This window comes from Bacillus sp. NPDC094064 (assembly GCF_050279585.1).
GTDB lineage: Bacteria > Bacillota > Bacilli > Bacillales > Bacillaceae_G > Bacillus_A.
On record NZ_JBNNUI010000008.1, the window covers coordinates 112,921 to 125,297 of the forward strand.

At 33.3% G+C, this 12,377-nt stretch carries 8 protein-coding genes and 2 pseudogenes; 4 read left to right on the forward strand and 6 right to left on the reverse strand.

What is annotated here, in order from left to right:
* Nucleotides 1-267: 267 nt before the first annotated feature.
* Nucleotides 268-1,494: a phospholipase D-like domain-containing protein gene (locus tag ACQKNI_RS18775; protein ID WP_098882620.1), complete on the reverse strand. Its 1,227-nt coding sequence runs from the start codon at nucleotides 1,492-1,494 to the stop codon at nucleotides 268-270.
* Between the two features lie 331 nt (nucleotides 1,495-1,825).
* On the opposite strand from ACQKNI_RS18775, the gene ACQKNI_RS18780 reads away from it, so the two are divergent.
* The 4 genes and pseudogenes from ACQKNI_RS18780 to ACQKNI_RS18795 all read left to right on the forward strand — a co-directional run.
* Nucleotides 1,826-2,026, forward strand: a complete 201-nt coding sequence (locus tag ACQKNI_RS18780) for a DUF1657 domain-containing protein (protein ID WP_000218936.1) — start codon at nucleotides 1,826-1,828, stop codon at nucleotides 2,024-2,026.
* Between the two features lie 698 nt (nucleotides 2,027-2,724).
* Nucleotides 2,725-3,180, forward strand: coding sequence for a GNAT family N-acetyltransferase (locus tag ACQKNI_RS18785; RefSeq protein WP_098882621.1), 456 nt, complete (start codon nucleotides 2,725-2,727; stop codon nucleotides 3,178-3,180).
* A gap of 144 nt (nucleotides 3,181-3,324) precedes the next feature.
* A pseudogene (locus ACQKNI_RS18790) lies at nucleotides 3,325-3,393 on the forward strand (RNA-guided endonuclease InsQ/TnpB family protein); the annotation flags it as partial.
* 228 nt (nucleotides 3,394-3,621) lie between these two features.
* Nucleotides 3,622-3,810, forward strand: a pseudogene (locus ACQKNI_RS18795) (IS66 family transposase); the annotation flags it as partial.
* 86 nt (nucleotides 3,811-3,896) lie between these two features.
* On the opposite strand, the gene ACQKNI_RS18800 reads toward ACQKNI_RS18795, so the two are convergent.
* From ACQKNI_RS18800 to ACQKNI_RS18820, 5 genes are all read right to left on the reverse strand, one after another.
* On the reverse strand, nucleotides 3,897-5,297 hold the full coding sequence (locus tag ACQKNI_RS18800; protein WP_098882622.1) for a zinc dependent phospholipase C family protein: 1,401 nt from the start codon (nucleotides 5,295-5,297) through the stop codon (nucleotides 3,897-3,899).
* 87 nt (nucleotides 5,298-5,384) lie between these two features.
* Nucleotides 5,385-7,637, reverse strand: a complete 2,253-nt coding sequence (locus ACQKNI_RS18805) for a M60 family metallopeptidase (protein WP_427282606.1) — start codon at nucleotides 7,635-7,637, stop codon at nucleotides 5,385-5,387.
* A gap of 419 nt (nucleotides 7,638-8,056) precedes the next feature.
* Nucleotides 8,057-9,208: an HBL/NHE enterotoxin family protein gene (locus ACQKNI_RS18810; RefSeq protein ID WP_098882623.1), complete on the reverse strand. Its 1,152-nt coding sequence runs from the start codon at nucleotides 9,206-9,208 to the stop codon at nucleotides 8,057-8,059.
* Nucleotides 9,209-9,481: 273 nt separating this feature from the next.
* A complete protein-coding gene (locus ACQKNI_RS18815) occupies nucleotides 9,482-10,642 on the reverse strand; it encodes an HBL/NHE enterotoxin family protein (protein ID WP_098882624.1) in 1,161 nt (386 codons plus the stop codon).
* A 53-nt stretch (nucleotides 10,643-10,695) separates the two neighbouring features.
* A complete protein-coding gene (locus ACQKNI_RS18820) occupies nucleotides 10,696-11,865 on the reverse strand; it encodes an HBL/NHE enterotoxin family protein (RefSeq protein WP_427282607.1) in 1,170 nt (389 codons plus the stop codon).
* Between the last annotated feature and the right edge of the window lie 512 nt (nucleotides 11,866-12,377).

Sequence of the window (12,377 nt, forward strand, 5' to 3'; positions counted from 1 at the left end):
TTATGATTCCCCTAACCCTGTTTTGCAAAAGTTTAGCTTAGTTTTAAAACACTTCGCAACAGAACCATGATAGGTTTAATGAAAAGAGCCCTAAGGAGATAGGGACTCTTTAGGGCTCACCTAATCGGATAAACTGATTAGGAGGAATATAAATATTTTAACATATAGATGACTCATCTGAAGGTAACAAAAAGATAACAAATGCCTAAAACTGAATCCACTTATAAAATGCAGTTTACTACTCCTTAAAATAAAAATCCTTTGTTTTTACAAATAATACTCAAACATTTTTGCAACTTTTTCTTTCATTTTTTCTTTTATAGATAATTGATTGACGTCAGAGGATATTACTCGCTTTGAATTTTGTAAGTCTGCATTAATCACTGGTTTTATTTTCGAAATATAGACAGGGTCATGAATATAACAGTTCATTTCTTCATTTAAATGAAACGAGAGCGAATCAAAATTCACGGTCCCAACCATCAATACTTTTTCATCAATCAAAAATACTTTACCGTGTAACACTCCATTTTTATAACCATATACTTCCATCCCTTGTTTTAATGCTTTTCGAATATATGGATATGCTGCTTCTTTAACTAGCAGTGCATCCGAATGAGGTGAGAACAGAATTTTGATACGGACTCCCCTCTTTCTTGCATCTACTAATGCGTTCCAAATAGTTCTGTCTTTTGGTATAAAATAAGGTGTTAATATAATGATGGATTCTTTTGCTTGTTGAAACAGCATTGCATAGTCTTGCCCAAGTTTTTCGCCACTATAATATGCAGTAAATCGATGCGAGGTTGCTCCCTTTTCCTTTATCGAACTGTGTATCGGAATCGGTTTCTCTGAGTTTTTCTTCCAGTCTAACACAAATTGGTGTTCTAGATCTTGAACGCCCTCTCCTCGTATTTGAAGGTGATAATCTCTCCAGTAACCAAGTTTTTCTTTTTCCCCCAAATACTTCTTGCCAATGTTAAATCCACCAATGTACCCAATTTCCCCATCAATAACTGAAATACGACGATGATTCCGATGATCCAAAGAAGAAAAAAGATAAGGAAAAGCTGGCTTATTATAATACGTAAAATGCACTCCTCTTTTAACTAATAATTCTCTTTCCTTCTTTTTTAGTAAAACTCCACCTAACCTGTCCACGGCGTAGTATACTTCTACACCTTCCTGACTTTTTTGCCTCAATAACTCTAGAAACTGGTGACTTACTTTATCATCAGCAATAGAGAAAAAGTTAATATGTACGTAATGTTTTGCTTTCTTTATATCTAAAAATAATTGCTTGTTTAACTGTTTCCCGTCTGTATACATAGTAATATCACTTTGACGAATAGGATATTGGCTAGGCTGCTGGTCAAATCTCCCACTTTTTTCAGCTATTGTTCTGTCGATTTTACCCCAAACAAGTAAAACAAAACATCCGCCAATAAATACAAAGAGGAGTGCTCGGAGAATTCCCCCTATCTTTTTCAGCATATTTAATCTCCTTTATATATTATCGTTCTTTTTCTGTTAGTTTTTGTTATCAGGACAAAACTATTCCATATCCATCCATGAAGCCAATCTTTTCCATAGAATATGTAAGTCAATTACGTTCTTACATGGTAGATTTTTCTTATGAATTTTCTATTCAAGTTAATATAACACCGCTTAACGGTATTCCATGTATCTATTGGCTAAAACATCCTCCTTCAAATAATTAACTGTAAAATTCCTTATTCGCATAACCCTAAAATTGGAAATCGTACTATGATAACAAAATAGGCATTCTATATTTTGAAATACATTTACAAGGAGGAAATATTACATGACAGTAAGCACTAAACTTAAACAAACTATCGCTGGATTAAAGAGTGCTCAAGCATGCCTAGAAGGATTTGTTCTTGATACTGATAACCAGCAAGCAAAACAATTATATAAAGGTGCAGCACAACAAACTCAAGAAATTATTGAATCTTTAAATCCTCGTCTTCAGCTAATTGAACAAGAAGAGCCTCAGTACAAGTAATAACATATTACCTTTCATATAGAATATCGGCACATCGAAGAGTGCTCAGCTTAGATAACGGTTATTAAAATGATGATTACAATTAAATGTGCTCACCACATCACTATCAAGATAAGAAAAACATGTATCCCAAAACGAAGAAAATGAGTTAAATTTTCATAAATAACTGTAAAATAATAAAATTTTCGTTTTGGGGATACTTTAAAATATTAGCTTGATAGGCATGGGGTACCACCAGCATTTTTGAAAAAACCACGCTATGAGCATGCAAGATTTTATACAGTTTTTCGGCTAATCCAGTAACAAACGAGAACCTTAAAAACCACGACAGGATAGGAATGTATAAAGAATTGCATAGAATCATAGAAATAGAAAAAGGTAGATCCCTACTCTTACAAGGAATCTGTCTTTTCCTTGCTACCAATAACAGGACGTTATGTTAACTTCACATGTATAGGATATTCACTAAAAAAAACATTGCCTAGCCCAAAATAAAGAAAATTTGATTATAAGAATAACTTGATAGAAAAACATGATATAATAATAGTCTAAAAATTATAAATTCAAAGACTATTAACAATGAGAGAGGCTTTCTTTATGGCACACAGAAGGTCTTTTATCGTTACTGATTTTAAGGGAATAACACCTAATTAACATAAATGGTATAGGTATTCTCTAAATTGGAAAGGGGAAAATTTATGATTAAAACCGCTGTGAAACTTGTAGAATTAAATGCAGAAAACTGGTATGAATGTTGTGAATTAGAGTTATCCGATGGACAAGCAGATTATATTGAACCAAATGCTATTTCAATAGCTCAATCAAAATTCGAACCAACTTTAAAACCTTATGCAATTTATTGCGAAGAAAAGGTAGTAGGATTTTTAATGTTTAATTCTGAAATGGAAGAACTTGAAGGGTATTGGGTATATAGAATAATGATTGATAAGAAATTCCAAGGTAATGGTATAGGGAAAGCAGCAACTAATTTAATGATTGAAGAAATGACTAAATTACCAAATGCAAAAAAAATAGTAGTGGGTTATCATCCTGAAAATAAAGGGGCCCATTATTTGTATTCGAGTTTAGGTTTTGTTGATAATGGTGACAGGTTCGGTAAAGAAATAGCAGTTATACGATATATAAATGACTAAAAAATAAATATAAAAAAAGAAAAACTCGCAGTCACATGTAGGAAAGGGTTTACTTTAACTTCCAATATCGAGAATTGTGGAAATGAGCTGTCCAAATGGACGTCTTATTGTATTTTTTGCTTTTTCTGTAGTAACAGTTGTCTCATTTTTGGAAATGTAAAAAATATGACATTGTCTGAACAAGTCTATTCTTGTATTTGCGCTGTAAATCTCTAAAGAGATTATAACGCAGCTATCAATATCAAAAATGAAGCAATACGCCTATTAGCGTTATTATAAATAACAATAAAATAACCTTTGGAACAAGGGAGTTAGCTCAGCTATCTTAGGACGAATTCGTTAACTATCAAAAGTAATGATTAACCGAGAAGCCCCCACTTCAAACAGTCCATTAGGACGTTAAGTGGCGGGTAGTTCACCGATTTATGGTACACCTAGCGAAAAACACCTCATAATCAACTCGCTTTAGAACTGTTTAATGAGGCTGAGAAAGAAAATGATTCTGAAACCCCCGAACCAGCAGTTGAAACAATCACTTATCGTCGTATAAGGAAAGACGGTCATAGGGAGGAGTCTGTCCAAAACCTTACGATTGAAACAATTGAACATCGTTTACCTAATGAGGAACAGTGGTCAATGAATTTACCATCTAGTAGTAGATTGCCTAATAAAAAACACACTCGTTCTGATTAGGAACGAGTGTGTTTCTTTTTAGGTTATCTGAAAGGTACAAACTTCCATGAGCTAGGTTTTTGTGTTTTTTCACCTAGTACAATCCAACTTTTCTCTGCATTTATATTCTCATAATTTAATGGATAGCCATCTGTAAAAATATTATATTCTGTAGGATTATCTGGGTTAATTTGAACTTTAAAGTCGGCTAAACTATCAGATTTTTGAGCAAGGTGAATCCAACTCGAATAATTAGACCAATTTAAATATTGAAATTGATCATAATTCGAGTGCTTCATGCGAAGATATATACTCTCTCCATGGTGTAGCTTTGCATCATTTTCTTTGTAGAACTCAAATTCTATAGGTGTACCAGATAAAGCATTGTTCTCTTTATTTGCAAGTAAAACATAATCGTAACGGTTTAACGCATACCATTCAAATGCTAGCCCTTGATAAGGTGATTCACTTGGTACGATATAATAGCTTTTCCCTGCTTCTATGAAGTTTCCTGCTATATCATAGATTAATGCAGTCTCTATACTTGGAGCTTGCACATTTTTAGCAAACATCTTAAACCAAAGATTTAAGAAACCTGCTGTATTACGCTGAGCTTCTCCTAAGCTTCGCTGCACAGCTGGGGTAACCATTTCTTGCCACAATTGCGCCTTACCGCTATTGTAATACTCAAATGTTTTATCATTAGCAATATTTTGGATTTCAGGTTTAGCTAGTTTGGCTGCATAATCAATCCATTCTTCAGGTGTAGATAGAGAATCGTTATAATTCCCTCCATTATTGACTGCAAATTGATTTTGAATGGTTGTAACATAATTTTCAAAGTAGCTATGATATTTTATAGCTCTCGTATCAATTGCGGTAAAATTAGCTGCATGCATAGGTTGTGTCGCATCTGTAAAGTAGTGCGTGGCTACCCCTAAGTAATAGAAAGCTTTTTCATAGTCTTTATTTCGTAAATGTTCTCCAGATTCATAAAAGTATTTCTTGCCTTGTGTAAGAGCGGTTGGATCTGTTTCTCCTCTATAATTTTCTTTAGTATCAGGATCATAAAAATGGGATTTCCATCCGCCTTTAAAAACGCCGCCTATTCCCGTTCCACCATCGTTAAACTCTGCATTATAATCTGCATCATATAATCCTTTAGAAAATAGATCTTTATATTGCGGATAATTTAAGAACTCCACAGCCTGCTTATTTGCTTCAACATTAGATTCTGTTTTCATAATTTCAATAGCTTGTTTTGCAATCCATAAATGTGTACTTTTATCAGAATGATACGGAGCTTCTGCAGACCATCGTGCAGTGATAGGATCAGTCTCAGTTAAATCAATTTGATCGAGATGAGCATAGCTACTTTGAGGGGCTACTCCTAAAATAGTTAAAGTCATTCCAGCTATACATAGTGTTGATGTGATTTTTTTCATTTTTTGTTCCTTTCTAAATATAAAGATATAATTATTTTAAAGGTAGTAATATAAACTTATACTATGATACTTAACTTTATTTTCTTATTATTGATGTGATTGCCCATTTAAAATTGCATTATATAAAAACTGTGCATACTGTTCCCGTGTAACTTTCATATCCGGAGCAAATTTCCCTTCACCAATACCTGCTGCAATATGGTTCGATTGTATGGCACTAATTGCATCTTTTGCCCATGAATTCACTGGAACATCGTTGAAATTATGCGGAGCCTTCACATTTAATCTAAAAGCTTTCGTAATAACTTGAGCCATTTCTGCACGTGTTATTGCAGCTTTCGGTCTAAAGTTTCCTTGATGATCGCCTTGGAAAATCCCTAGCTTAGTTAAAGCTAGTATTTCCTCAGAAAACATTGTTGAATTTTTATCGATATCTCCGTATGGATTTTCATATTTATCTTGTTTTTCTATATGCAAAGTACGGTAAATTAATGCAGCCACTTGTTCACGTGTTACATTATCACCCATACCAAATATTCCATTCCCATAACCTGCGATAATTCCTTCATTCGCTAAATGATGAATCGCACTAAATGCCCAGTGTCCTTGTGGGACATCCTTAAATATATTTCTATTTACTCCCGCATCAATTGTTAAATCATCATGTAAAAGAGTAATCGCATCTGTTACCCCAGCCTCACTTACATTAGAGTCAACTGTTACATCTTGCCCACTTTGTTTTGGCATGAATATATATCCGGTAAGCTTCTCTACTTGTACACGATATGTGTTTTCTATTAATCCTTCAAACAAATAGTGGCCTTCTTTATCTGTTTTTACTTCTTTTATTCTATTCCCATCTTTATTTAACAGTTGAACACGAACGCCTTCCATTCCTTTTTCACTTTGATCTTGAATACCATTTTGGTTACCATCATCCCATACACGGCCACCTAATTTGAGCACATTCGCTTTAACAGGCTTAGAATCAGTTGCTTCCCAAATAGGAGCGATTAATATTGGATAGTTCAAAGTTTCTATTTTTTGCCGCGTTTCTTGCGATGCTTTCAGGCCCCATTGATCAAAGAACGGAAGTAAATTTTGTTTCGCTACTTTTGATGTATTGTATATAAACGCTTGGATTTTCTCTTCATCCGTTTTTGGAAGTTGATCTTCTGGTAATTCACGGTATAGTTTGTGAAGATTTGGATAAAAATCAGCACCATATGCTAATTGAAGTTGCCAAATCAGCACAAGCTTCACGAACAAGTCATCAATTTTTTTATAATCTTTATCTGTTTGTTTTAAGTATGCAAAAGCTTTATCGTAATCTCTCTCTTTTTCTAAACGCGTCGGTTGATCCGGGAATAATTGTTTTTGTGCAGCTAAAGAGTATAAGTTAACTGTAGCTTCAGTCATTCCTCTCAAATCATGATTCCACGTCCATGGGTATTGTTGTCTTGCGTGTCCCGCTTCATGCAGTTGTCCCCATCCAAATTTATTTACATTTAAAGCACTTTCGATTGCATTACCAGCAGTGGTAAATGCAGCTCCGTCCAAACTTGCATACATACCCCAGTCTGGTTTGTTAGGATTTTCTACAAAAGCCCAAATGCGACGAGTCGAACGATGTAAAGGATTAGGGTCTTTTTCAGATAACCCTGATATCTTATCTTGTGCTCGAATCATTTCATCATATTTTTTTAATAGAGGAATAGGATCTTGATTCACAATATATTTATTGGCACTATCCTGCGTAACAGTAAGTACTGCTTTTTCTGATTTCAATTGTACCGCATGTGCATCTGGATACTTGTTCATCATCGCAATCCAGTCTTCTTTCGTATGCTTCCCTAGTTCAAAGAATGGAACAGGGCTTCCACCTTGTGTTACTTTCACCTTAACTGTTCCTGTATCTTGAGAATTATCAAATCCTATTAAACCACCGTTTGGAGAGGAGATGGTATTAGAACCAGGAGAAAGATTAACTTCTTTTCCCCATTCTTTATCATATTGATGCGTCCCAATAATCGCTCTAATCTTTTGTGTTCCTGATACTTCAATTGTAACTTGTTCATTCGGTTTTACATAAATTCCTGTAGGCATATAGGTTTTTTGATTACTTCTTCTTTCTCTTTTTGCTTCATCCCCATAACTTCCTGTAGCTGGAAGATCAAACTCCCTCTGTTCATATTGGTTTGTAGTCTGTGCAGCAATCGTTTCAGCATGAACAATCAAGCCATTTGTCATGACAGGTGAAAATAATGTAGTGGTCAAAATAATAGACGTCGCAAGTACTTTCATCGGTTTTTGAAACATATAATGATTCCTTTTCTGCATATAAATAATCCTTTCCTTTTCAATTAGTTCCATTAAAGTCCTTTCGCTGAATGAATGTAATTAATTTTGATTTCCTGTTGGTTTAATTTTTTTAAAATTAAGAAATAAGTGCTGGTAAATATTCCTATAGTTTGATAAATATAAAACATAACCGAAGAAAGAAATCTCCATCCTTATTCATACTAAATAATTACGAAAGGTAGGATATGGGAATGGAACGAACCCATTTCCTTTTTTCTTTCTACTACGAACTTAACATCGAACAAGTCGTACAGCAATAAAATTTGACAATTATAGCTATTTTTCGACATTTTTCCCGCCTTACGCAAAAATATTGAAGGTACCTGAAGTTGTTACATCGTTATAAAAAAACATACAACCTTACCAACAAATACAAGGTTGTATGTTCTTAATAGTATTTAAGTGCAATCTGGTCCTGTTTGTGGTTGTCTTATTTGTGGTTCTCCTATTTGGACAATCTCTCCATTTTTTACAATCTTAGCACCTTCATATAATTTATCTGCATAATTTTTAAGGTCCTGCCAGCTATCCTTCGCTATCTTCAGCTGTGTTTTTATTAAAACAAGCTTGTCTGGATTAATATTATCAATATTTGTAATCAATGAGTCGTATTTTGACGCTATTATATGCCACTGATTCGATATATTTTCTAGGGCAATAATAGCTGTATCAATTGTTGTAGTCATATGTTCCGTTTTATTTTTGGCATCTGTCAAAATAACTAATTCTGCCTGTGCTCCAGAAATTCTGGACTTTAGTTGTTCTATTTCTTGTTGTGCAGATTTGATATTATTTTCAGCAGTAGCAATCAATGGTCCACCAACGAAAGGTAGAAATACAGTTAGGGCTATATAGCCACCACGCTTATCATAGTTTTCTCTAATTATATTATTATAATGTTCGATTTGTTGTTGTAAAAGTGGAATACCGGCGTTTGTACTTTCTAAAATAGTATTCAATTGCTTGGAATCTGCTTTAAAACTTCTTGTATCTTCAGCCATTTTATTCCGGAATGTTTTCAACTTTTCTAGTAGTCCATCCACTTCTTCACTATTTTCCAAAATACTACGATATAATCCCACTAGTCTAAATTTAAATGTCACTATATCTTTTTTATCTATAGCAGCTAGTAATTGATCATAACTCGCTTGAAAGGTATCATTATAACTTACACTATTTTGAATCGTTTTCATAATATCAGGATTTAGATTATCTAACCAATATGTTGCATTCGTTTGCGCATCCTTTTGATGCTGAATCATGTTTGCTTTGAAATCACCATTTATAGAACTTATTTTACTTAAATCTGTCTGTTGTTGATTACGGATTGTTTGAGCATATGAATCCATTGTAAGGATATTTGCCCCCATTTGCTCCATTACTTCTTTATATTTATCAGGACCCAAATCGTAGCTCTTACTATCTTCTTGCTGTTGGGACACACTATTAGCTTGTTCTGCTGCAAAAGTATGAAGTGGGATTACATTACTCGCTGCCATTCCAGTAATGATCGTTGATAAAATAACCTTCTTATACAATTTTTTATTCACCTTTTTCACCTATTCTCTCAAATGTATCACGTATTTTATTAAATTCATAAGCTTCTATTCTTTACTTCAAATGAATTACAATCATTGCAAATAAAACAACATATTAAAATAGGGAGTTTCATACTTTCTTATTCTACAATCTTTATCAAGTTTCATAACTATATAGGAAATCTCCTGCTCAAACTTGAACAGGAGACTCACATTATGTGTCCTTCAAAAGGGAAAGTCAGTATATTATATTTTTCAATACTTCAGCAATTTCTTGGAGTAATATTATTTCTTCTCTTCTACGAATTTAATCTCACCATTTTGAATATTTTGAGCATACTGGTTAACCTGTCCCCAGCTATCCTTCGCTGTATTCAGCTTTGATTTTATAATAATAGCAAGCTGGTCTGCGTTCAATTTGTCAACATTTTCAAGTAATGATTGATATTTCTCCCCCATTGTCGTCCACTGATCCTTTATTTTTTCAGTAGCAGTAACAGCTGCACCAACTGTTTCTGTTAAATTTTTAGTATTCTGTTCTAAAACCGTTAAATTAGCTACCTGTAGTTCTGCAGTTGAAATATTTGTTGTTAGCTGTTTAATCGTTTCGTATGCGCTGTTTATCTGCTGCTGCGATGTAATAATTCCATATATCCCGCCTCCTAATCCAGCTGCACCAATAGGTGCAAAGATAATTGTAGCAGTTAAGTATGCACCGAGAGCAGTTGCAACCGATGATGCAATATAAACTTTGTTATTCTCATCAATTAATTTGTAATTTACTTCGATTTGTTTCTTCATATCTGGAATTCCATTTTTTTCACCAGCTAAAATACTTGCGATTTTGTCAGTATTACTTTGAAAATTTTGTGTATCCAGTGCTAATTTGTCGCGAAAGGCTATCAAATCTTTCCCTAACTTGTCCACTGCATCTCTATTCTTTGAAATACTATCTTTTAATTCTATAAGTACAGCTTTTATTGTTTCTTTGTCCTTATTATTTGCAGCTTCTACTAAAGCATCATAATAATTTTGAAATTCTGTATTATAATTGATAATATTTTGATTCGTCTTAATTACTTGTGGTTTCAAATCATCTAACCATTGCTTTGCATTTACTCTAGAAACATCTAGGTTGTTTTTCATGCCTGTTTTTAAATCATTGCTAATTGCAGTTAAACCATCAAAATTAACATTTGCTTGTTTAATAATAGTTAAAGCATACAGGTCCATTACCAACATATTGGATCCAGTTTTCTCTATCGCATCTTTAAGCCCTTCTGGTCCAAGTGAATACTCAGGGTACTCAGGGTAGTTATTTTCTGCATACATAGGTGCTGGTTTTGTTGTATTTTCTGCTGCCGAAGCATATGATGGCGTAATGCTACCAGCTGCAATTGTTGCTATTAATGTAGATAAAGCCATTACCTTATAAGGTTTTTTCATTATATTCTTCTCTCCTTATATTATATTGTTAACAATTACGGTTCTTCATTCGATTATTTTCCTTCTGTTACTTTTATTTTTGTAACACTATCATCATATTCCTTTGTTTGTTTATTCAATTCATCCGTAAACTTTTTGAGTTCTGTTAATTTTGCTTGTACTGCATTAGAATCTAGTTTCGCATCAGTATTAAAACTTGTATTCATTTCACTCATTGTTTCATTAAAGATGTCCCAACCACTTACTAGATTGTCAAAACTCTGAATTTGCTTTTTAACTACACTCGTAAAGTTATTTAACTGCAGATCAATGAGTGTCATTTGAGTTGCTTGCACTTCGATTTTCGCTAGACTTTGTAGCAATAGAAGTTTTTGTTGTTGCTTCTGACGAACATCATTATTCAGTTTTGTTACTTCATCATTTTGGATTTGTCCAACTTGGTTAAAAATCACTTCCAAATTAGACGTGTCTAAAGTGTGATCCTTACCTGCGTCTTTCCAAATATCAATAACCGTCTTTCCAATATTTATAGAACCTTTTATATTTTCTTTTGGTAGAGCTAGAAGTTTTGTATAATCATTTTGAATGCTTTCATCAAGTTGTTCAATTTTCGTTCTTAATGTTTCAATGTCTCCACCTGAATTCTTATAACCTTCAATTGCTCTGCTAACTTTACTAGAAAAATTATCACTATCTTTAACCAAATCGTTTTTATAATAGTTTAAATTTACTGAATTCCCTTTCATGTTAAGCTGAATTACTTTCACTTGATCTTGAAGTTCATTGAAAACACTTACAAATGCTTCTTTTGCTTGCGGATCTTCATTCATTTTTTCAGCTAGTTCAACCAACATATCATAATAATTTGTAAAACTTGTTCCAAAACTCTGCATGTCTAGATTTACTTTGAATAGTTTTGGATTATAGTTATCCAGCCATTCTTTAACATGGTTTCTTGCAGTACGTTGATCAGTTGTTATTCCAGGTATAGCATTTACTTCAAGATCTGGTTGCTTTAGTATGATTAGTCCATATCCTTGAATTAATGGCGTCTGTGATCCTAATGTCCTAAGCGAATCTGATAATCTATTCATAGCAACTTGATTTTGACTACTTGTTAGTTGTGAATAAGTTGTTTTACTTTCTGCAAAAGTATTTACAGGTAAGAAGCAACTTGTAGATACCGCTGTAGCTAATAACCCTGCGACTAACGTTTTTTTCATGATAATTCCTCCTATTAATTGGTGTTTTTTGATAAAATAGTTGGACTAAATTTTAAAGGTTTCATTTCTATTTATATGAAATCTAGCATTGCAACTATTTATGCTTTGATTAGCTTTCAAATGAATAGATATTCAATTGAAAGCTGGAGCTACTGCATTTGCAGGAAGCCCAGATAGATTGAGTCGTTGCTCCTATCATTAATCCTGCCATGACTTTTTTGATAGCAATTTCATAAGATCCTACAAGATTACAAAAAATGAAATTATACTTGTACATTGCTTATACTTTTACCTCGGAATAAAATAACATCATTTTTGCTATGTATAGACTTAGAATGCTATTTTTTATAAATGTGATAATTTTGTGGTTCTATATTGTTTCTAAACTTAATTAACTGAGTATTAAGAAAATTAATTCAACATAATGTTACTTGCTACTTCACTGCACCTTTTATTCGTATAATCTTCTCCTTTCTTAGTGGTCATACCAATTACACCTTTATTAAAACATT